We start from the raw sequence: 20,465 nt of genomic DNA on the forward strand, positions 1-20,465 counted from the left end.
GGGTGGGGGCTTAGGATGCGAATGCAGGCTTTGCGCTGCATCCTCTCCCAACCCTCTTCTTTCCTCTTTGAAACGACACTGAACTGCCCATGTCCACTTCTTCCCCGACGCGCATCCGCAAGGCCGTATTCCCTGTTGCAGGCTTCGGCACCCGCTTTCTGCCGGCCACCAAGGCCCAGCCGAAGGAAATGCTGCCGGTCGTCGACAAGCCGCTGATCCAGTACGCCGTCGAAGAAGCCTATGCCGCGGGCATCCGCGACATGATTTTTGTGACCGGGCGCAACAAGCGCGCGATCGAGGACCACTACGACACCGCCTACGAGCTCGAAAGCCAGCTCGAAGCCAGCGGCAAGCATGCGCTGCTCGAAATCGCCCGTTCGGTGTCGCCCGACGACATGACCTGCTCCTACGTGCGCCAGCCGCGCATGCTGGGCCTGGGCCACGCCGTGCTGTGCGCCGAGCACCTGGTGGGCAACGAGCCCTTCGCCGTGCTGCTGGCCGACGACCTGATGGTCGGCCCCGTCGATGGCCAGCCGGTGCTGGCGCAGATGACCGAAGTCTTCGCACGCCTGGGTGCCTCGGTGCTGGCCGTGCAGGAAGTGCCGCTGGAACACGTCAAGCGCTACGGCATCGTGGCCGGCGAGACCGTGGAAGACAGCCTCGTGAAGGTCAACCGCATGGTCGAGAAGCCCAAGCCCGAAGACGCGCCCTCGCGCCTGGGTGTGGCCGGCCGCTACATCCTCACGCCCGGCGTGTTCGACGAGATCCGCAACCAGCCCAAGGGCGCGGGCGGCGAGATCCAGCTGACCGACGGCATCGCCGCGCTGATGAAGAAGGAATCGGTCTACGCCTACTCGTACAAGGGCATCCGCTACGACTGCGGCAGCAAGGAAGGCTTCCTGCAGGCGTCGGTGGAGCTGGCGCTGGCGCACCCCGAAGTGGGCGCGCAGTTCCGCGAGTACCTCAAGAGCCTGAAGCTCTGAGGGCGCTCGGAAGCACCAACGAAAAGGGGCCGTGAGGCCCCTTTCCTTTTGTCGGACGCTGGCGTCAGCGTCGCTTCAGCACGTGGATGAAGTCGCTGCCCACGGTCTCCTGCGCCACCAGTTCGTTGCCGGTCTGGCGCGCAAAGGCCTGGAAGTCGCGCACCGAGCCCGGGTCGGTCGAGACCACCTTCAGCAGCTGGCCGCTCGCCATGTCGTTGAGCGATTTCTTCGCCTTCAGGATCGGCAGCGGGCAGTTGAGGCCGCGTGTGTCGATTTCGCGGTCAACTTGCATTGCCAGGCTCCGGCGGCAGGTTCAGGCCGCGGCGACGCTCTTCGTTTTCCGCCGCGGTGAAGAACACCGGCTCGTGGCCGCGCGTGCGCAGCCAGTCGGCCAGCGCATAGCCGGTGCCGGCGGGCCAGCACCGCAGGTCGGGCAGGTCGTAGAGGCGGTAGTCCACCAGCTCGGGCGAGAGCTTCACCTCGCCGTCGGCCACCACGTGGTACGCGATGATGATCTGGTTCATGCGCTGGAAGTCGTAGGCGCCGACGAGCTTGGCGGCGCTGACGTCCAGGTTGGTCTCTTCCTTGACCTCGCGCGCGATGCCCTCCTCGGGCGTCTCGCCGGCCTCCATGAAGCCGGTGATGAGCGCGAACATCTTGCCCGGCCAGGCCGCATTGCGCGCCAGCAGCACCTGGCCGCGGTACTCGACGATGGCCGCCAGCACGGGCGTGGGGTTGTTCCAGTGCGTGTGGCCGCAGTTGGGGCAGCGCAGGCGCTCCTTGGGACCGCCGTCTTCCATCAACGCGATCCATTCGAGCGGGGTGGCGCAGGCCTGGCAGAACTTGGGGTGGGGCATGGGGAGTCTCTGTTCTTTTTCTCGGGCGTGCGGCGCCCGGTGGGCGCCGCCGCAGTGTGAAGGGATCAGGCGGGGAAGACGCCCGTCGACAGGTAGCGGTCGCCGCGGTCGCAGACCACGAACACGATGGTGGCGTTCTCGACCTTCTTCGACACCTCGATGGCCGCCCACAGCGCGCCGGCCGCCGAGATGCCGCCGAAGATGCCCTCTTCGCGCGCCAGGCGCCGGCACATTTCCTCGGCATCGTCCTGGCTCACGCTGATTTCTTCGTCGACGCGGCTCGGGTCGTAGATCTTCGGCAGGTACTCGACCGGCCACTTGCGGATGCCCGGAATGCGCGAGCCTTCGGCCGGCTGCGCACCGACGATGCGCACCGCCGGGTTCTTTTCCTTCAGGTAGCGCGAGACGCCGGTGATGGTGCCCGTGGTGCCCATGGCGCTCACGAAGTGCGTGATCTTGCCGTGCGTGTCGGTCCAGATCTCGGGGCCGGTGGTCTCGTAGTGGATGCGCGGGTTGTCGGGGTTGGCGAACTGGTCGAGCACGCGGCCCTTGCCCTGGGCGACCATCTGCTCGGCCAGGTCGCGCGCGTATTCCATGCCGCCGCTCTTGGGCGTGAGCACCAGCTCGGCGCCGAAGGCCTTCATGGTCTGGGCGCGTTCCACCGAGAGGTCCTCCGGCATGATCAGCACCATGCGGTAGCCCTTGATGGCCGCGGCCATCGCCAGTGCGATGCCGGTGTTGCCCGAGGTGGCCTCGATCAGCGTGTCGCCGGGCTTGATTTCACCGCGCTCCTCGGCCCGCTTGATCATCGACAGCGCCGGCCGGTCCTTGACCGAGCCCGCCGGGTTGTTGCCTTCGAGCTTGCCCAGGATCACGTTGCCGCGCTTGGCGTTTTCCGCGGCATGGATGCGTTGCAGGGCAACCAGGGGGGTCTTGCCGATGGCGTCTTCGATCGTCGGATAATTCATGCCAGCCACTGTGCCATAATTTTGGGCTTCCTTCCGGATGTGCCCGGGTGGTGAAATTGGTAGACGCAGGGGACTCAAAATCCCCCACCGAAAGGTGTGCCGGTTCGATTCCGGCCCCGGGCACCACGAGACAACATCACACCGTCTCACCCAACATCAAAACCCGCTCACTTCATAGGCGAAGCGGGTTTTTCTTTGCCTCAACCCGTCTCAGCCCATAGCATCCCATGTCGGCACTTTGTCGGTACTTCTGTAGGTACCGACAAAAATGCCGGAATCGAGGTACCGACACATCGAGGGGGCCGGAATGGCGCTGACAGACACGTTCGTGAAGCAGGTGAAACACAAGGGCTCGGCGGTCGGCGAGCGGTATGCCGACGGCGGCGGGATGTATCTCCGAGTGAAAGCGTCGGGCAAGTACTGGCGACTGGATTTCCGGATCGACGGCAAGCCCCAAACCCTGGCACTCGGCGTCTACCCCGAGGTCTCCCTGGCCAAGGCTCGCCAGCGGCGCGAGAAGGCGCGTGAACAGCTCGCCGACGGCATCAACCCGAGCGTGGCCAAGCGCGAGGAAAAGGCGGCCAAGATTGCCGCCGCTAGAAACACCTTCGAAGTGGTCGCCCGGGACTGGCTGGCAAAAACCGCGAGCAAGCGCGGCCTCAGCACCCACGAGAAGATCGAAACTTGGCTCACCAAGGACGTTTTCCCCTTCATCGGCCGCGACCCCGTGGCAGACCTCAAGGCGAAGGATGTGCTGGACAAGGTAGCCCGGCGCATGGAGGCGCGCGGTATCCACGAGAGCGCCCACCGCGTCGTCCAGGTCTGTTCTCAGGTGCTGCGCTTCGCTGTGGCGACGGGACTTGCTGAACGCGATGTGACGGCCGATCTGCGAGGTGCGCTGGCTTCGGTTGAGAAGGCCCACTATGCAGCGATCACTGAGCCCAAGGAAGCCGGCCAGCTCATGCGGGCGATCCGAGGCTACACCGGCCACCCGGCGACCTCTGCCGCGCTAAAGCTCTCGCCCCTGGTGTTTCTGCGCCCCGGCGAGCTGCGCGCGGCTGAATGGGCGGAGATCGACCTCGAGGCCGCGGAGTGGCGCATCCCGGGCTCCAAGATGAAGATGAAGGTGGAGCACCTGGTGCCGCTGTCGCGCCAGGCCATCGATGTCTTCAAGGCCATCCAGCCGCTCACCGCACATGGCCGCTACGTGTTCCCCAGCATCCGCACAGGCGAACGCTGCATGAGTGAGAACACCATCAACGCCGCGTTGCGCGGCATGGGGTATGGGTCTGACGTGATGACCGCCCACGGCTTTCGAGCGATGGCGCGCACGATCATGGACGAGGTGCTGGGCGAGCGGCCCGACCTGATCGAGCACCAGTTGGCGCACACCGTGAAGGATCCGAATGGCCGGGCATACAACCGCACCGCCCACTTGCCGGCGCGCCGCGAAATGATGCAGCGTTGGGCCGACTACCTCGACAAGCTTGTCGCGGGCGCCGAGATTCTGCAGTTCAAGGCAGCGTAGGCTGATGCCAGCCCGCAAGTCGAGACTCATCCGCCAAGTCGTTCTCGGCGCGGCATCGCTGATCAGCGCGCCGCAGTTCCACGGGCGCCGCCGCTAGACCTCGCAGCGTCAGTTCGCTCGCACCCCAGCGGTTGATCGCGACCTGGACGCCGTAGCGATCGTGCCAGCGCTGGCCCACGGCGCGCTCGATGCAGAACTGGGCACGCAAGTACCTGGAGCGCATAACGTCCTCGCGCGTGTCGCCAAGCGTCGCAGCAGATGCGCACAGCAGGGATAGACCTATCAAAGGGAGTCGCATCGCAGCAGCCTACATCACGGCCGAGCAGGAGGAGCGTCCCGTCGGCGCGTGGGCTTGCACTTCGAGCCAGGCGGCTATGCACGGTCGTTCGACTTCTTCCAGCAGTCTGGCATCGGATGCTCATGGAACACCAGTCCGGGAAGCCGCAGCGCCTCCTTCTCCCAAGAGGTGCTGCCGGGGGCATTGAGACGGCAACGGGCTTTGTGCAGCACATTCGCGATCTGAGTTGGGCTGCGATGTCCAACTTGTCGCAGCGGCGCATCGAAAATGCGCCGTGTGCAGTGCCGTCACATCTCGTGCTCTCAAGGCTCACGCCAGCGTTGAGAACAGGGTCGCCGGCTTGCCGCATTCGCGTTGAAACCAGACTTCTATTGCGGTTGTTATTCCCAGCTCTTTCGCCTCGGCAGCAATCTTCGTCGCGGCCTTCTCGGTAGCAAGCCCTCCATAGATCAGGTAGATCGCACGCTTGTACTCGGCCTTGCGCACGAATAGGTCAAGGGTCTTCAAATCCTTGCGCATACCTTCAAGCGCGGTCGAGTGCTTTACCTCAATGATCGCGAAGTTGTCCTCCATGCAGCCCGGCCGGTGTACGAGCAGGTCGGGTTTAGTCCCGTCGGCACCGAGTTGTTGCATCACCATGTGCCCCGACTTGTCCACCTCGCCGGAAAGCAGGAACCTGCATTCGTCCTTCGTCGGCCACCGGCACCGCATCTGGTGGTAGAGCTCGTAGCAGTAGACGCGCTCACGAAACACAGCTTCGCCACCTGCAATGTCAAGCGTAAAGTAGTTCAGATCTACTGCGGCGGTCGCCTCCGTCAAGATGACGTCAAAGTTGTCCATGACGATCCTTATTTGGACTTCGCGCTCATTGGCACCTCACGCGCTAGCTTGCGAGCGAGGACGCCATAAAAGTGCACGCGGGCTTTCCACATGACTTCCCAGTGGCTTTCCGCCCTCCTTAGCCTCGTATACCAACTCACCCATGTAGAAGAGGCGTAGCCCATCTTGTGAGTACTCAGGAGCTCCCAGTGGCGCTGCGATGGTCCAAGGCCCGGTGCCGGCTTGCGGCCAATACCGCCATGTTTCGTGGCTGTCGGTTTTGCCGCCATAGCCAAGGTTTTTCCAGAGCCGCTGGTCCGGTTGTTCGTCGCGACCGACGTATCCGGCTCGCATCTTCATCAGCGCCTCCTCGCGCAAATACACGAGAAAACGGCGCCGGCAAGTACGGCCCACTGCGCCGATCAAAACCGCATTAGAGCGGAGTTGCTGCTGCCGCGTGCGACGACACGGGCGCTGGCTCGGCTAAAGCGCGAGCTGCCGTGGCGGCCTTGCACACCAACAGCGACTAGGTATAGCTTACCGGGTACTCAGCGCGCTACTCTTGTCCGCCGCCTCGATCAACTTCTCGGACCGGGGCAACGGTGCCATCGTCTGGAAAAAGACCAGGTCCGCTTCGATGATCTTCTTGAGCTCCGCCGCGGAGATCGGTTTCTCCAGCCGTTTGAACTTGTCGAGCACCTGATAGTGGCAGGCATCCCGCTGCCCCCCGTGGTCCAAAGTCTCGACCTTCCCCGTGCCGTACCCATAGCCGACGATACCGACGCGATTCGAATACAGGAACACAACATCGCCCTTGCGGATTCGATCGATGTTCTCGGTCCAGGGCTTGTAGAAGGCGGCGGCGCGGCCGCCTGCGAGCATCCAGTCGTGATCGCGGTTGCCATGAGCCCTATTCGTGTTCAGGAGATAGAACTTGCCGGCTTTCTCGCTGGGTGCAGGCTCCTCGACGGGGCGATCCAGCTTGATGCGAGCCTGTTCGAGACCCTCCTGAATAAGGCCTAGCAGAGTCACCTGTTTCGACGTTTGGAGCTTCTCCGACAGCTCCTCGATCTCGCCATGGGCGTTCAGAGGGATTCGGACCGTAACAACGACGGTCTCTTCTCTCGTGCGTTCGTTGGCTTGGCGAATAAGCTCATCAAGAGCAGGCATAGCGATCCTTTGATATTGAAGGACTTCATCCCACATCGATCGATTCAAAAATGATTCAAAAAATGAAGTTTTTTTGAATCATTCAATCAAGCACGGCACTCTCGAAGCACAGGCGGCAAGGATCTACTCGGCTTGAGCACCTACGGTCACTACCGCGGTCACCTAGCCGGGACAATTGCTGTTGAAGTCACTAGCACATTAGCCTGCCGTGCAGGCTAGTCAGTGCCGCTGCCGGCGGCTGATCCGAGCATGTCGCTGCCTAACGCCTAGCCCGGGCCCACACCTCAAGGCCAGAGGGTGACTACAGTTCGGCTTGCAACAAGCTGTCCTATGTGGGAGAGTCCGCTGAGCGGTGTTACGACAGCTTACAGAGGAGACGACTTGGCCGAGCGTGTGGTGATCAGAGTTGATCCCGGTCCAATCGAGCAAAGCTCAAAGGTTCAAGACGTGTTCGGTCACGTCTTGGATCTGTTCGACCTTTTGGGCCACAGTGGCGAGGAAACGGATGCCGCGATCGCCTGGAAGCTCGTCAGCGTTTCGATGAATAGCCCGCTGACGATCGTGGCCGAGGCCATCGCTGTACGTCCAGCCCCCAACTTCAGCATCGACCAGTTGGCCAGAACACAGAAGACGCGCTTCGCCAGGAACGTTGCGGAGCTGAAGCGTGGCCGCGTGCCCGACGCCTGGCGCGGGCCACGTGAAGTGAAGCGGATGAGCCGCGCCTTCAGCCCGGCCGTACCGAAAGCTATGCGTATCGAGGTTGACACAGAGGTCGATGCCCTCGAAGGCTTTGTGGAAGTCACGCCGGCGGACCTCCCGGTTGTCACCCAAGCTATTGAAGCTGCCGCGATCGAGGCCGCCCCGAGATCGAAGCAGCAGCTCGGATCGATCGAGGGCGAATTGATTGAGGTCGGCACGTTCTACAACCAGCCCGCGATCAAGCTTCGTGAGCGCAAGACCCGCGCTGAGGTCTGGTGCACGGTTACCGAAGCGCACCAGCAAGAGGTCGCTCGCGAAACAACTTTCGAGGACGTGTGGGCTGGTCGCCGCGTGCTTGTCGAAGGTTCACTGGTCTACGACCGCAGCGGCGACTTGGCCAGAGTATTCGCGAACACACTTCATGTCGTCCAGCCGGCACGGGTCTCGAATGAGAGCCTGCGCGATCCGACGTTTACCGGCGATCTGAGCGTGACGGAGTATCTCGAGCGCTTCAGGGAGGGGAAGCTTGACTGAAAAAAAGAAGGTCTATTGGGACGCTTGTATCTGGTTTGCACTTATCAAGCAGGAGCCGGCGCGGTACCCCCAGTGTGAGCACGTTCTAAACCTGGCCAGGGCCGGCGAGATCGAGATTTGGACGTCCAGCCTCACCCTTGCCGAAGTGTTCCGAAAGCAGTGTGGAGGCGACGCCACAGGCCTGCCCGAAGCGAAAGACATCGAGTTCGAAGACTTCATCGCGCAGGACTTCGTGTTTGAGGTCCAGATCGATCACCGAATCGGGATTCAAGCCCGTCGGCTGCTCAGACAGCACACACCGCTCAAGAAGCCACAAGACGCCATCCATCTGGCAAGTGCGGTGTGGCACGACGTCGATGAATTGCATACGTTTGACCAAGTCAATCTGCTCTGCCTGAACGGCTTGGTCAAGACGAAGAGCGGAAAGGCGTTGGCTATCTGTGAGCCGCCTCAACCGCCGTTGGACTTGTTTAGTGCGGCCGCGATCGCCAGCGGCAAGGAGGTCGTGAATGGGGCAACGCTCATCACGGCCGCGACCGCATCTTTTCAAGAGGGTGCGGCCAATCCGAATGCAGGCGCGTAAGCTGCCGAGCGCGGCGCGGCGCGGCGCGGCGCGGCGTGGCGTGGCGTGGCGTGGCGTGGGATTCGTAATTCAAGTTACGGTTTGGCTGTCGGTCTCGCATTGAGGCCTGAGAAAGTCACTTGCGCGCCTTCACTAACCATGGTCGCTGATCAGGCCTCAGGCGGGCGTAAAATTTTCATCACGCGCAATGCGGAGCTGCGCGACCGACCATCCCCCTCCGGGTTAGCAGCGCACCAGCGCCGCCTGCGACGGAGCATAGACGTAGTCGGTAATCGACCCATCCTGAATACGCCGCACCGCCTCATCGATGACATGGAGCGGGACCAAGAACCACTCACGCGGCTGGACCGGGTTGCCGAACCGGTCCTCGATCGTCAGGTCCAGCCGCGCCTCCTGGAAGATGCGGTGAAACAGGTTCTCCAAGCGGGTGCGGTTGAGGTTCGACAGCACATAGGTGGCCACGATCTCAACCTTGGCCAGCAGGTAGGTCGCATCTGTGGCGGCGTTGGCGATGCGAGTCTCGACCTTGCCGCCGGTGATGCCAATCTTGTGGATTAACTCACGGTGCTCGGCCACGAACGGGTGGTCGGACAGACTGCGAAGGACGTAGATGGTGCCATGGACGATGTCGTCCGGCTCCATTGTGTCGCCGAATAAGGGCCCAGCGTCCGCATCGGTGATGCGGCGGCCCGTATCGTCCTTATAGAGCGCCCGCTGGAGGGAGCGCTGCAACAGGTTGCTTTCGGTCCCATTGGAAAAGATCACGCGCAGGCGAGCGTCGGGCTCGCCGTTGGGCGTGCGGAACGCCTCCCCCATCTCGGCGACGTAAACCATCTGCCCGCCCAGGATGAAAAAATTGCCCTCTGCCACGCTGGCGTCGCGTCCGAATCGCAGCGTCCTTCGTCCCCCTGATTTGAGGTCGTTCTCCACCCGCTCGAACAACGGCTGGAAGCGCTCAAAGTCTTCGCACTTTGTGCGGTTGGCGATGTCGTCGGCGGCCTTGCGCTCTTCGAAGGAACGGACGTGGCGCAATTGGGTGATGTCATCGCCGCCAGCGGCGCTGGCTAGGCCCAGCTCGGCCAACAGGGCTTCGTCGTCCAGCCCTTCTGTCGCCTCGGGCGTGGCCCGGCTCGGCGCCGCGGCCAGCAAGCGATGCGTGTCCAGGGGCGCAAGCAGCGGATGCACGGACGCGAGGATGCGCAGGCGGTCCAGCCGCACCGCGTAGAGGCGTTCGAAAATTTCTCGGTCTTCGCCGTGCCCCGGGGCCCGGCCATTGGTCTCGACGAAGCGCAGGATGTCTTCAAATCCGGCGATGAGGCGTTCTTCCTGGGGCGTGTGGCTGCCCGTCTTGAGGGGCGTGACCTCGACGCCCAATGCGGCCAGCAGGTCTTCGTCTTCCATGTCAGCCATTCGTGCCCCTCCGCGCCTCTGCGGCCTTCTGTTGAGCCAAGTGACGCGCCAGTGCGGCCACGCCCTCCGCCATCTTGCGCTCCCAGGCGTCGGCCGAATTGATGTCTGGCGCCCGGCCCCGCTCGTTCTTGAACAGCAGCGCCCGCTTGGCCAAATCGCGGGCCTCGTCGAGGGGAATGGCCACGCGCTTGGCTGCGATACTGGCTTGGACCTGGCGAAGCACCTTCTCGTCCATCGCCTTAGCCAACACGGCGTAGGCGGCGTCGAATGGGTTGATCCGGTCGATGAGGTCGATGTCGAGATCCCGAACATTGACGAACTTGCGCACGCCGTCGATGAGCGAGGTGTTGCCATGCTCACCCTTGACGTCCGCTTCGGCCAACTTCTGCTTGGCCTGCTGGGTGACGTTGAGCACGGCGATAGCGTGCTGGCGCACCGCCTCCTGATCTTCGTCGCTTAAGTTCGGATAACGATCGCGCACGATCTTGCCCAACTGCACCTGGGTCAATTCTTCGGGTAGTGTGTTGTCCTTGTCGAACAGACCGCGCTCCAGGGCGGTCTTGTCCTGGATGAACCCGGTGATGACCTCGTTCAAGTCCTCGCGGCAGATACGCGCCGCTTCAGCGGACTTGGGCACGACTAGTCCGTTGATCTCCACGTGGACCTCGCCGGTCTTGGCGTTCACGCCCACGTTGGACCTATCCTCCTGGTAGCCGCCTTCGCCGTAGTCGAACCCATCCCTCGGGCCTTGATTCTTCGGCGTGAACTCAAAACGTGGCGCTAACACCTGCTCCATCAGCAGGCTGGCGGCAATCGCCTTCAAGGTGTCGTTCACCGCGTCCACCACCACCGCCTCGTCAGCGGCCGGCTCGGCGATGAGGTTGGTGAAGCGCGAGCGCTCTTTGCCTGGCGCGTCACGGGTGGCCCGACCGATGATCTGCACGATCTCGGTTAGGCTACTGCGGTAGCCGATGGTCAGGGCGTGCTCGCACCAGATCCAGTCGAACCCTTCTTTGGCCATCCCTAAGGCAATGATGATGTCGACGTTTCCCCGACTGTTCTTCTGCGCGGGGTCCTTCAATGCGGACAGCACCTTGGAGCGGCGGGACGCGTCGCTGTCGTCGACCAAGTCGGCCACCTTGATGGTCCGCCCGTCCTTAAGTTCGATCAGGTGAAAACCGGTGGTCTCATCTCGGCCTTTCCACTCACCCAAGGCTTCCAAAATCTCGTCAACTTCCTTGTGCTTGTCTTTCAAGCTTTCGCGGGCGTTGACGTTCGGGATGTGAACAATGGTTTTTTGAGATGGGTCCAGCACCTTCATGATGGCGTCCAGATACCGGCCCGTGTAGAAGAAGTAGCCGATGTCCAACCACTTCAAGTAGGTGTAGCCATTGAGCTGTTCGTAGTAGGTGTAGGACACCGTCTCGAACCGCGCTTCATCCTCTGGCACCAACACCGCTACAGCGTCGCCGCGGAAGTAAGAGCCAGTCATGGCCACGACATGGCCCTGGTTCCGGGCGATGAACTGGCCCAACTGGCTGCCCAGCTTGTTGTCTGGATTGCTGCTGACGTGGTGGAACTCGTCGATGGCGATCAGCCGGCTGTCGAAGGCCTCGATACCAAACTCGTCCACGGCGAACCGGAAGGTGGCGTGCGTGCACACCAGCACCGTGTCGTCGCTGGCCAGGAATGCGCCCACGGCCTTCACCTTGGACGGCGCCACTTTGCCGTTGTCGTCACCAGGCGCGTTGCACAGGTTCCATTGGGGGCGCACGGTCCAGTCGGCCCAGAAGCCGTGCTCGATGAGCTTTTCGTCGACGAAGCTGCCGCCGATGGAGCGCTCGGGCACGACGATGATGGCCTGCTTCAACCCCTGGTTTCGAATTTTATCCAAGGCGATGAACATCAGCGCCCGCGACTTGCCCGACGCCGGCGGCGACTTGATGAGCAGGTATTGCTCGCCGCGCTTGGCATAGGCACGCTCTTGCATCGGGCGCATGCCCAACGCGTTGACCTTGCTAGACGCTCCTGTGCGCGCCGTGGCGATAGAAACCGACGGGACGGTGTTCTGGTTGGTCGGGTTGCTGTCCATGCTCATCGCGCCTTACTCACCTTCATAGGATTGACCAAGTCGGCCTTCGTTTTGGTGTAGAGGTCGAACAGTTTTTCCAACCGCTCGGTATCGTTCCGGAAGCGCCGGCCGATGAAAATTCTCTCCAGCACTTCGTCGTTTCTGTCGTGCGCCCGGCACAAGTTCTCCGGCATCTTCTCAGGGTCATAAAGATCTGCAACTGTCTTGGGGTAGTGCGTTTCACGGGCCAAAAGAATGTCCTCCGCGCACCTCGTGAGATCAGCCTTGTTCTGCTCTGTCAACAATGGCACAGGAAAGCTGTTGTAGCAGACCCCAGACGAATATCTCAGATCGGATTTCATGCGACCCGCCGTCAAAGAAACCCACACCAAATGTAGCTTTGAGCAAATCAGCGAGACGACGTAAAGCGGGGCGTCATAGATGGCCTGCGCAGCATCCGAAATGATGATGTCACTCGTCAGCACGCCGACGGGGATATAAAGCCGTCGCTCAGAGGACACCCGAGGGACGATGATCGCCGTCTGATTGGCCGTTAAGGTTCTCTCAAATCTATGGGGTGTAGTTACCCCCAACTTCCCGCGTTCGCTTCCGCTCTCGCGGTAGGCAACAACGGCATCTAGCCGCTTCTTAATGAACGGGATCGACTGCGCCAGAGCCACATGCCTGTCTTCAATCCAAAGACAGTAACGCTCAATCCCGTTGATGAACTCCATGGATCCGAGAATTTTTTTCACCAGGACTTTCGCCTCTGGATAAGAACGCAGCAATGAAGCCCTCTCCTCGATGGTCAGCATGAAGTTTCCAAGGTCACGCGGGATGTTCCCGGCCACCATGGCCGGAAGTCCAGAGATCGAATCCGGGTGCTTCTCAATAATGATGTTCGGACCATTCACAAGATAGGCGTTGATGTTCTCTACGGCCTGTCGATGTGAGTCACGGTAGATATATCTTGGTCCCGCCCACTTCCTGGCAACACCGACCACAATGCAAATTACATTCGCGTTGCTGCTGGCATTGTTAGACCAATAAAAATCCTTGTGCGCGAAGAAAATCTCCTGCCCCCTCCCAAAGATCTGAGGCCAGATGATCGGAACTTGGACGCCTTGGCAAACTGAGTTCGTAGAAACGAAGGCGAAACAGCCCCCTTTCTCAATATACTGAGATGCCTTCCAAAACCACCCAGCAACGTAGTCCATTGCCTTGTGTTTACTCTTGGGGCCAAGAACGGCTTTCAGATCAGCCTTTTGTTCATCGGTCTGAAACTTATCGCCCACATAAGGTGGATTTCCACAGATGTAGGTTTCACCACCTTCGTTCTCGAAGGCGATTTCAGCCTGATCAATCGGCGTGTTAAACAGGTCATCTCCGACCAGCTTGACAGCAGTTCCGGTAGGCGGACAGATGGCCAACCAGTCCAAGCGCAGCGCGTTGTCGCAGGTAATCCAGTTTTGCGAATCCAGAGGTAGGACTTCCGCCAACGCTTCCTTCTGGCCGCGGTAAAGCACGTCGCACTGAAACTCCGCAATGATGAGCGCCAACCGAGCGATCTCCGCGGGAAAATCGCGCAATTCAATGCCGCGGAAGTTGGTCAGCGGGATCTCGGTTCGCAGATCGGCGTCGCCTCGGCGCTTGTTGACCTCCGCCTCGATCGCGCGCATCTGCTTGTAGGCGATGACGAGGAAGTTACCGCTGCCGCATGCCGGGTCGAATACGCGAATGCGCGACATGCGTCTGCGCAGATTCAACAGCTTCACCTTGTTGTCCCCGGCCGCTTCCAATTGGGCACGCAGGTCGTCGAGGAACAAGGGGTTGAGCACCTTGAGGATATTGGGCACGCTCGTGTAGTGCATGCCCAGGGCGCCGCGCTCTTCATCATCGGCCACCGCCTGAATCATCGATCCGAAAATGTCGGGGTTGATCTCCTTCCAGTTCAACTCACCGGCCCGCAGCAGATAGGAGCGGGCGGTGCGAGTGAACCGAGGCACATCGGTGCTGCCTGAGAACAACCCGCCGTTGACATAGGGGAAGGGCTCTGCCCAACGCGGCAGCTTGGCCGCGGCGCGCTCGTCCCTAGGGATGTTCATGGCGCGGAAGATTGTTTCGAGCACGTCGTGGGTGTTCGATCCGTCGCGCTCAGTCATCTGCTCCAGGGTTCGGGTGAACAAGCTGGCGCCTTGGAAAATGTCAGTATCCTCGGCGAAGAAGCAAAACACTAAGCGGGCCATGAAATGGTTCATGTCCGCCCGGCGTTCGTCGGTGGACCAGATCTTGTTGTTTTGCAGCAGTTCGACGTAGAGCTTGTTCAGGCGCCCGGTCGCGCGGACATCGACTGGGTTGTCCTTAATCTCCTTGATCGTGGAAATGCCAGCCAGCGGAAGAAAGAAGCCAAAGTGGTCAGCAAACTGCGGGAACTCGGACGCGAAGACCTCACCACTGGCCAAGTCTTCGGATTGAAGGGTCTGACCATCGGTCGCCAAAAGGAACTTGGCTTTGGCCTGGGCAGTCTTCGGGCTAGCCCGCAGGGCCTGGAGCGTGGCATAGACGGCGCCCGGCGCGCAGGTTGCGATGTGGATGTTGTTTCGCTGAAGCACACCGCCCGGCACGTCCGAGGCGTTGGTGTCACCCTTGCGCAGCCGCTTGATAGTCGTTTCTTTGTTGCCAAAGGCTGTCAGGAAGGCGAACGAAAACTCCGCGCCATCAAACGGTTCTAGGGCCAGGGTCGACAAGGCCTCTTCGATCTCTACAGCGTTCATGCACTCGAATTCTGGGCGACACCGATCTGTCGGCGCCGCGGTTGCAGCGGGAAATTAGGGGCATCGAACGACCCCCTTACAACCTGCAGTATCGATCAAGGCGCAGGACGGATCTGGCCGCCGCCGTTATGGCGAGAATCGGCGCTGAGCCCCATCCCTCCGGGTATCGAAACGGCCAGCCCCGGGGTCGCTGGTTGGGCCAGGCGGCCTCGAAGGCCCTCGCCAGCGTAGCGGTTTTCGAAGGTGTGGCCTAACTTACGGCCCTGGCTATGTCACCTGCGCCTGACGGGGTAAAGACAAAGCCTGGAAGGGTTGCCGCATTGAGCCTATTGACGTCGCTGCACCTGTCAACGTAGAGGTCCGGCGACCCAGACCGCAGGCTAGGCGTCGAACTAATCGAAGGGATTGGGCATAGGTGCTTACTTCTGTTGGCCGAGCGCGCGGGCAGATGCGCCGGCGCCGTATTTCTGATCGAACTGGGCGGCGAGCGCTGGGTTGGCCTTGAGCATGGCAATCGCAGCCGCTGGTGGGGCTGCCTGTGCTGCCGCGACACCGCCCGCTTGAACGATTTGCCCAGTCTGGTTGTCCAGCACGGCCGATGGGTCACGAGTGACAACGCCGTTTGCGTCAGCGCTCTGGCCACCAGGGATGACCGTGTAGCGGTTGGCGTTGGGCTCCTTCCCGCCCAGCGCCAGCACCTTCTGGGTGGCGGTGCGGATGGCTTCGGGCGTGGTCGCGTTCTGGAGCTCGAGCTGTGCGGCCTCGAGGCGGGCTCGGCCGCGGTTGTCGAACTCGGCAGCCGTCCTCTTCAGGCCGAACTCGTCGCGGTCGATCGCATCGCGAACTCCGAGGCGCGCGTTCGTGGCCGCGGCGCGGCGGTCGTCACCCGCTTCGCGCACGCCGAGCCGCGCGGTCTCACCGGCATCGCGCATGGTGGTGCGCGCCGTGTCGCCGGCTTCGCGCATGGCACCCTCGGCAAGGCGCTGGCGGTTCTCGATCGGCGTCAGCGCTGCCCGTACCGCGAGCGGGTCACGCTGATAGCCGCCGCGCGGCGACCAACTGCTCTTGGCGGCGACGGTGCGCAGGTTCGCCTCATCGAAGAACTTCTGCCGCCCGTCTGCCGAAGCGCCGAGCGGCTCTGGGTCGATGACCCCCGCGCCTTGGTTCAGGCTCTGCTGCTGCGCCGCCGCGATCACGACATCCGCTTGGGGGGTCTCCGTAGCGCGCGCCACGCCGGGCGCGCCACCAACGAAATTCGCGCTGAGCATCGAGATCGAACCGCCCCCCGCCTCGCGCCCGTTTATCGAGACATCGCCCGAGACGTTGGTGCCGGAGTAGGAGTTGCCCACGCGGCGCACGGCACCGGACGGGACGGTGCTGGGCGCCATACCCACGGCGCCAGGCTGTGCACCCACGGGACCGGCAGCCGCCGCACCGCCGGCAGACGCGTCGGCCGGCGAAACAGGTACGGCCGAAGCCGCTGCACCAACGGCAGGAGATGCGAGCGCGTTGTCCACGCGGCGCACATCCGCCTGAACCGCGCGAGGCGCGCCAGCAGCGGCCACGCCGGGCGCCTTCGAAAACTGGCGGTCCAGCATCGGCGTCATCGAGTCCGGGTTGGCGCCGGGCACCGCGAGCAGCGGGCTCGTGGGCGCCATGTTCATGCCCGCAGCGCGCACACCACGCACCACCGTGTTGTCGTAGAGCTTGAGCGCGGAGCGCGGAACCACCATCCCAGCGTCCAAGATCGCAGCCCCGGCGATGTCGTTGGCGCGCACTGCGCCGCCGATAAAGCCTCCGATCTGTTGACGATCGGAAGCGGCTTGCGCATCGAGGGGGGCGACGGGCGGCTTGGGGACAGCGCCAGCAGCAGGCGAAGCTGCTTCATTCGCTGCGAGCTGCACTGCCTGTGAACTCGGCGGCAAGGACGCGGTCAGCATCGGAAGCGGAGGGGGGATGCTGGCGCCCCCGACCTGCTGAATACCAAGCCGCGGCTCAGCCGCCACGGCAGCCGCATCACCGAATGAGTTGGGTTTTTCCCGGACCGCACCAAGGCCTACGGGCTGCGGTGCTACAAAATTTGACTGCGGCGCGGAGGTCGCTGCTGGTGCTGCGGCGCCGGCATTGCCGACCTGCTGGACTCCCAAGCCGGGGGCTGCAGCTACCTCGGCAGCGTCACCGAACGAGTTCGGTTTTTTCCGGACCGCACCAAGGCCCACGGGCTGCGGTGCTACGAAATTTGACTGCGGCGCAGAGGTCGCTGCTGGTGCTGCTGTGCCGGCATTGCCGACCTGCTGGATTCCCAAGCCGGGTGCTGCAGCTGCCGCGGCAGCGTCACCGAACGAGTTCGGTTTCTTCTTCTGGTCCTCAGGGAGAATAGTTGCCATACATGCCTTTGCGGTGTCGTCTGAAAATGCCTTCGGCATTCAAACTGGTATCCGCCACGCAGGCGAACACTAAGGGTGTGAGCGCTCCTACAACCGGAGGAACAGCATGAAATCGAAATCAGTGATCAGAGTGGACGACACGTGGCACGCATGCCGTCTCCTCGAGCCCACGCCGTTGAATACCGCCGCCACGGGCGGATTACGCGAATGGGTGGCGCCCGAGTCACATGGCAGCATCGAACTTATGGTGCCGGTCCACCTCGCCGTCCCGCCAGGCTGTTATGCACTGAACCTCAATGGCAAGAAGATGACATTCCATGCGACCCGTCAGAAGCTTGAGCGGGTCTGGGGTGACGTGACCCCATCGAACCCGCAGAATGGCTACTGACCTGCGCTACTTCACTGCGTCGGCGTAGCGCTCACCGAACTGGGCCAATGTTTTCAGCTAGAGTGTTACCTTCCCCTGCGGAGCGGATTGAAGTCGGGTCGAGACCATCATCTCGGACAGTCGAGTCAACCCACTGAGCCGCAGGGGATTTTTCGTTTAGATCCACCGATTCCACGGTATGGACGCAGCTGCTCTGCCGCCTTGTAGCGGTTCCGCCTTGGCGCCCGCTCATCCCGTACAAGCGAGGACTGAATGCCCCAGCAGATGCCCACGAACCCCATTCGCCGCCTACGTGCGCGTCTCGGCGTCACGCAGCAGGAACTGGCCGCCGGCATCGGCTGCACGCCGGGGAACGTCGGGCACTACGAGCACAGGCAGTCCATGCCGCCCAACAGCGCACGGCGCCTCATCGACTTCGCCGCCGAGCGAGGCCACGTCGTCACCTTCAACGACATCTATGACACTGCGCCTACGCCTACGCCTACGCCTACGCCTACGCCTGCGCCTGCGCCCGTTGCCCAAGCGCCCACCGCCGCTGCGCCGGCGCCGCGTGCCAATGCAGGCATCCCAGAGGGGGTGTCGTCCAAATTGGCGCCCCCTGCCTCGGCGAGAACGATGATGTCCTCTGAAGAGGTGGCCAACTACCTCGACTGCGAGGTCAAGACGGTCGAAGAGGCCGCACGCGCTGGCCGGCTGCCCGGGGTGAAGTACGGCCGCTCGTGGATCTTCCCGTTGAGCGCACTACTTGAGTCGCTGCACAACGAAGCGATGGAGACGGCAAAGAAGAACCGCACGCCGCTTCCGGTGGCCATCGTGAAGCCTACCGGCCGGAAGTCGCGCCGCACACCGGTCCCGACGCTGGTGGACTTCGGTTAGGCGAAGCGGTTGGAGAGATCCTCGCCGCGCAGCGAGAGGTAGCGGAGCATCATGGTCATGCCGGTGCGACCGGACACCATTGCGCCCGCATCAGATGCTTGCGAAAATATTGAAAAAAGAATACATTTTCGATATGACAGACGAAACCAAGCGAGGCGGCGCACGCCCCGGGAGTGGCAGAAAGCCTCTCAGCGAAGAGTCGCAGACCGTGCCGGTGGTCACTCGAATGACCACCGCGCAGCGCGACAAGCTCAACCGCCTCGGCGGTGCGCCCTGGGTACGTGATCGCATCGACAAGGCGAAGGAGCCGACGCTAAAGGAATGACTGCCGCGCCTCGGGCGGGTCCAACCTCAATTTGAGGGCGGACCATTCGAGGCACAAAGGCGAACGGCCGCAGGGGGTAGGAGCCCTGCAGCCGCTCTAACCATATCCGTGCAACCCATGAAAGGACACGCACACCATGGCTACCCATATTCTCCCCTCTAGAGGGGCATCCCCGCGCGCCAGTCGCGCAACCCCAACGCAGCATCACTGCGCCGCACACAACGCGCTCACGCTGGCGATGCTGTACTTCGGTCGCGGCGACCTGCCGGCGGCTCGCCGCAAAGTTGCCCAGGCCATGGACGCCCTCGAGCTGCTGCGGGAGGTGAGCCATGGATAAGCCGAAGACGCATTTGCCCGCGTTGAAAATGCCCGCCTTCGCCGACGCCCGGGCGATCTTGGTGCGCCCTAACGATGCACGGTGCGCGAGTTTTTGGAACGAAGGGGAAGCCGGATCTGAACAAGATCACGACGGCCCCACGCACCTGATCGTCGGCCGTTTCTCGTCTGATGTCGCACTGGGCCGCATGGCTGCTCGTTGGAGCCTGAACATCGAAGACCTTCAAGCGTTTCGCGACGCGGCAGAAGATGAGATATGCCATGGTTGAGAAGACCAACACGACGACCGGCGCCGCGCCGGCCGTCCAGCTCGCACCCCATGGGGCGCCTACTCCATGCCGGCCGCAAAGTCGCATACCTACGAGCTGGCGAGACCGCTGCACACGCTCCTGAGCATCAAGCGCGAAAAGGTCAGCTTGGCCGCCATAGGCACAGCTGCCACTCTGGCCACCGTTGTTTTCGAGGGCCCACCGTGAAAGCACCTGTCAATTAATGACGTGGGTCGCGCAACCCGCAATACCGAGTGCAGCGCCGACTATCGTCAGAATAACTGGAGCGATTCGAGATGCAGCGAGGTCTTGGCTGGTTTTTTTGGGGGTCGGCACTGCCTTGGCCTTCGGGGGACTTCTTGGCGTTTGAAATCGACGATGGCCTCTTCTGAGGCAATGAAAGCCCGCCGGGGACTAGCCGTTGGGTGAAAGCGGCTCGAACTTCCCAGAACTAACCACGGAGACAACAAGCAGCGGAGGTCAGTCCGCGCGCTCATTGCATCAAGACCGAGTATGGGGGAGCAAGGGAGGGGTCAATGCACACCGCTTGCGACGCCTAGTGATCAAGAATCACGACTGCATTGCCATACTTGTCGTAGGAGTCTCCGGGGTATCCGCTTGGCCACACATCCACTGTGAGGATGCGCGTGCCATTTCCACCCCACCTAGTAACGCCCCAGCCATTGTCGATATAGATCCTCGTCACCTTCAAGATAATCCCAGGCATCTCCATCGTGAATCTGTCTGGCTTCGGTCCAGAGACTGATCCGAATAAATGGATTCGAACCGGAAATTCACGGGCCCCTGCCGGGACGATGACGGCATCGTTGGCTTCTGGGTTTTCATGGGAATGGGAAGAGGGATCGGTCATTCAAGTCACCGAGATCGCACCGAAAGGCTGATGCGTGGCGCCACACGCCCTTGAACGAGCCACAAGAGCCCCAGGAGCGGCCCTTGCATCGTCAGCGACACCCCTACGCTTCCGACCTGCGACCAACCCTAATTCGACCGCAGTGTTGCGCAACGACCCATGGTCGCGCCTGAAGCCATTCAGGGGGTATTCGGTTGCGATGGTTGGCTTCGATTCAACGACATTCGGGGTATGAACCCGACGCTCTACCTGGCTGAACAACACCGCGAGGTGCTCATTAAACCTATGTCCGCTCCGGGGCTCAAGGGGGGCCACGGCA

General features: G+C 62.1%; 17 protein-coding genes and 2 tRNA genes. 9 read left to right on the top strand and 10 right to left on the bottom strand.

Annotated features, from left to right (window positions below):
* The first annotated feature begins 89 nt into the window (after window positions 1–89).
* Window positions 90–983, top strand: coding sequence for a UTP--glucose-1-phosphate uridylyltransferase GalU (galU, locus tag AC3WQM_RS21980; protein WP_492681668.1), 894 nt, complete (start codon window positions 90–92; stop codon window positions 981–983).
* Window positions 984–1,047: 64 nt separating this feature from the next.
* Here galU and AC3WQM_RS21985 read toward each other — a convergent pair whose 3' ends face one another.
* From AC3WQM_RS21985 to cysM, 3 genes are all read right to left on the bottom strand, one after another.
* The gene (locus AC3WQM_RS21985; RefSeq protein ID WP_056572272.1) at window positions 1,048–1,275 is read right to left on the bottom strand and encodes a sulfurtransferase TusA family protein; all 228 of its coding nucleotides are present in this window, start codon (window positions 1,273–1,275) and stop codon (window positions 1,048–1,050) included.
* Window positions 1,265–1,840, bottom strand: coding sequence for an NUDIX domain-containing protein (locus AC3WQM_RS21990; protein ID WP_056572274.1), 576 nt, complete (start codon window positions 1,838–1,840; stop codon window positions 1,265–1,267). Before AC3WQM_RS21990 ends, AC3WQM_RS21985 begins: the two co-directional genes overlap by 11 nt.
* 65 nt (window positions 1,841–1,905) lie before the next feature.
* Window positions 1,906–2,808 (bottom strand): cysteine synthase CysM, encoded by a 903-nt coding sequence (gene cysM / locus AC3WQM_RS21995; protein WP_095746540.1) that lies wholly within the window; start codon window positions 2,806–2,808, stop codon window positions 1,906–1,908.
* A gap of 41 nt (window positions 2,809–2,849) precedes the next feature.
* Between cysM and AC3WQM_RS22000 the strand changes: the two genes are divergently transcribed.
* Together AC3WQM_RS22000 and AC3WQM_RS22005 are read left to right on the top strand one after the other, a co-directional pair.
* Window positions 2,850–2,934, top strand: a tRNA-Leu gene (locus AC3WQM_RS22000).
* A gap of 181 nt (window positions 2,935–3,115) precedes the next feature.
* Window positions 3,116–4,336, top strand: a complete 1,221-nt coding sequence (locus AC3WQM_RS22005; RefSeq protein WP_492681670.1) for a tyrosine-type recombinase/integrase — start codon at window positions 3,116–3,118, stop codon at window positions 4,334–4,336.
* Between the two features lie 607 nt (window positions 4,337–4,943).
* Here AC3WQM_RS22005 and AC3WQM_RS22010 read toward each other — a convergent pair.
* Window positions 4,944–5,474: a hypothetical protein gene (locus AC3WQM_RS22010; RefSeq protein WP_492681672.1), complete on the bottom strand. Its 531-nt coding sequence runs from the start codon at window positions 5,472–5,474 to the stop codon at window positions 4,944–4,946.
* A gap of 516 nt (window positions 5,475–5,990) precedes the next feature.
* Window positions 5,991–6,623, bottom strand: a complete 633-nt coding sequence (locus AC3WQM_RS22015; protein WP_492681674.1) for a hypothetical protein — start codon at window positions 6,621–6,623, stop codon at window positions 5,991–5,993.
* A 381-nt stretch (window positions 6,624–7,004) separates the two neighbouring features.
* On the opposite strand from AC3WQM_RS22015, the gene AC3WQM_RS22020 reads away from it, so the two are divergent.
* Complete coding sequence (locus AC3WQM_RS22020) at window positions 7,005–7,856, top strand: hypothetical protein (RefSeq protein WP_492681676.1); 852 nt, start codon at window positions 7,005–7,007, stop codon at window positions 7,854–7,856.
* A complete protein-coding gene (locus AC3WQM_RS22025; RefSeq protein ID WP_492681678.1) occupies window positions 7,849–8,439 on the top strand; it encodes a type II toxin-antitoxin system VapC family toxin in 591 nt (196 codons plus the stop codon). Before AC3WQM_RS22020 ends, AC3WQM_RS22025 begins: the two co-directional genes overlap by 8 nt.
* 222 nt (window positions 8,440–8,661) lie before the next feature.
* Here AC3WQM_RS22025 and AC3WQM_RS22030 read toward each other — a convergent pair whose 3' ends face one another.
* The 4 genes from AC3WQM_RS22030 to AC3WQM_RS22045 form a co-directional block, all read right to left on the bottom strand.
* A complete protein-coding gene (locus AC3WQM_RS22030) occupies window positions 8,662–9,849 on the bottom strand; it encodes a GIY-YIG nuclease family protein (protein WP_492681680.1) in 1,188 nt (395 codons plus the stop codon).
* The gene (locus tag AC3WQM_RS22035; protein ID WP_492681682.1) at window positions 9,842–11,947 is read right to left on the bottom strand and encodes a DEAD/DEAH box helicase; all 2,106 of its coding nucleotides are present in this window, start codon (window positions 11,945–11,947) and stop codon (window positions 9,842–9,844) included. The genes AC3WQM_RS22030 and AC3WQM_RS22035 overlap by 8 nt, the downstream gene beginning before the upstream one ends.
* Window positions 11,944–14,694 carry a class I SAM-dependent DNA methyltransferase gene (locus AC3WQM_RS22040; RefSeq protein WP_492681684.1) on the bottom strand — a complete coding sequence of 917 codons (2,751 nt, stop codon included), beginning with the start codon at window positions 14,692–14,694 and terminating at the stop codon, window positions 11,944–11,946. Before AC3WQM_RS22040 ends, AC3WQM_RS22035 begins: the two co-directional genes overlap by 4 nt.
* A 419-nt stretch (window positions 14,695–15,113) precedes the next feature.
* A complete protein-coding gene (locus AC3WQM_RS22045; protein ID WP_492681686.1) occupies window positions 15,114–16,634 on the bottom strand; it encodes a hypothetical protein in 1,521 nt (506 codons plus the stop codon).
* Window positions 16,635–17,187: 553 nt separating this feature from the next.
* Between AC3WQM_RS22045 and AC3WQM_RS22050 the strand changes: the two genes are divergently transcribed.
* The 4 genes from AC3WQM_RS22050 (at window position 17,188) to AC3WQM_RS22065 (ending at window position 19,275) form a co-directional block, all read left to right on the top strand.
* Complete coding sequence (locus tag AC3WQM_RS22050) at window positions 17,188–17,469, top strand: hypothetical protein (RefSeq protein WP_492681688.1); 282 nt, start codon at window positions 17,188–17,190, stop codon at window positions 17,467–17,469.
* A 252-nt stretch (window positions 17,470–17,721) separates the two neighbouring features.
* A complete protein-coding gene (locus AC3WQM_RS22055) occupies window positions 17,722–18,345 on the top strand; it encodes a helix-turn-helix domain-containing protein (RefSeq protein ID WP_492681690.1) in 624 nt (207 codons plus the stop codon).
* A 94-nt stretch (window positions 18,346–18,439) separates the two neighbouring features.
* Window positions 18,440–18,670 carry a hypothetical protein gene (locus AC3WQM_RS22060; protein WP_492681692.1) on the top strand — a complete coding sequence of 77 codons (231 nt, stop codon included), beginning with the start codon at window positions 18,440–18,442 and terminating at the stop codon, window positions 18,668–18,670.
* Window positions 18,671–18,999: 329 nt separating this feature from the next.
* Window positions 19,000–19,275, top strand: a complete 276-nt coding sequence (locus AC3WQM_RS22065) for a hypothetical protein (protein ID WP_492681694.1) — start codon at window positions 19,000–19,002, stop codon at window positions 19,273–19,275.
* Window positions 19,276–20,340: 1,065 nt separating this feature from the next.
* On the opposite strand, the gene AC3WQM_RS22070 is transcribed toward AC3WQM_RS22065, so the two are convergent.
* A tRNA-Met gene (locus tag AC3WQM_RS22070) sits at window positions 20,341–20,414 on the bottom strand.
* Window positions 20,415–20,465: the final 51 nt, after the last annotated feature.

It is taken from the genome of Variovorax sp. FW301-JW7 (assembly GCF_058788795.1).

What these genes read in the sequence shown, in the direction of transcription:
- AC3WQM_RS22045 (WP_492681686.1), bottom strand. Translation starts at nt 16,634, where the DNA reads ATGCTGACCGCGTCCTTGCCGCCGAGTTCACAGGCAGTGCAGCTCGCA.
- AC3WQM_RS22010 (WP_492681672.1), bottom strand. Translation starts at nt 5,474, where the DNA reads ATGGACAACTTTGACGTCATCTTGACGGAGGCGACCGCCGCAGTAGAT.
- AC3WQM_RS22030 (WP_492681680.1), bottom strand. Translation starts at nt 9,849, where the DNA reads ATGGCTGACATGGAAGACGAAGACCTGCTGGCCGCATTGGGCGTCGAG.
- AC3WQM_RS22040 (WP_492681684.1), bottom strand. Translation starts at nt 14,694, where the DNA reads ATGAACGCTGTAGAGATCGAAGAGGCCTTGTCGACCCTGGCCCTAGAA.
- AC3WQM_RS22055 (WP_492681690.1), top strand. Translation starts at nt 17,722, where the DNA reads ATGCCCCAGCAGATGCCCACGAACCCCATTCGCCGCCTACGTGCGCGT.
- AC3WQM_RS22050 (WP_492681688.1), top strand. Translation starts at nt 17,188, where the DNA reads ATGAAATCGAAATCAGTGATCAGAGTGGACGACACGTGGCACGCATGC.
- AC3WQM_RS22065 (WP_492681694.1), top strand. Translation starts at nt 19,000, where the DNA reads ATGGATAAGCCGAAGACGCATTTGCCCGCGTTGAAAATGCCCGCCTTC.
- AC3WQM_RS22035 (WP_492681682.1), bottom strand. Translation starts at nt 11,947, where the DNA reads ATGAGCATGGACAGCAACCCGACCAACCAGAACACCGTCCCGTCGGTT.
- AC3WQM_RS22060 (WP_492681692.1), top strand. Translation starts at nt 18,440, where the DNA reads ATGCTTGCGAAAATATTGAAAAAAGAATACATTTTCGATATGACAGAC.
- AC3WQM_RS21985 (WP_056572272.1), bottom strand. Translation starts at nt 1,275, where the DNA reads ATGCAAGTTGACCGCGAAATCGACACACGCGGCCTCAACTGCCCGCTG.
- AC3WQM_RS22005 (WP_492681670.1), top strand. Translation starts at nt 3,116, where the DNA reads ATGGCGCTGACAGACACGTTCGTGAAGCAGGTGAAACACAAGGGCTCG.
- AC3WQM_RS22015 (WP_492681674.1), bottom strand. Translation starts at nt 6,623, where the DNA reads ATGCCTGCTCTTGATGAGCTTATTCGCCAAGCCAACGAACGCACGAGA.
- AC3WQM_RS21990 (WP_056572274.1), bottom strand. Translation starts at nt 1,840, where the DNA reads ATGCCCCACCCCAAGTTCTGCCAGGCCTGCGCCACCCCGCTCGAATGG.
- cysM (WP_095746540.1), bottom strand. Translation starts at nt 2,808, where the DNA reads ATGAATTATCCGACGATCGAAGACGCCATCGGCAAGACCCCCCTGGTT.
- galU (WP_492681668.1), top strand. Translation starts at nt 90, where the DNA reads ATGTCCACTTCTTCCCCGACGCGCATCCGCAAGGCCGTATTCCCTGTT.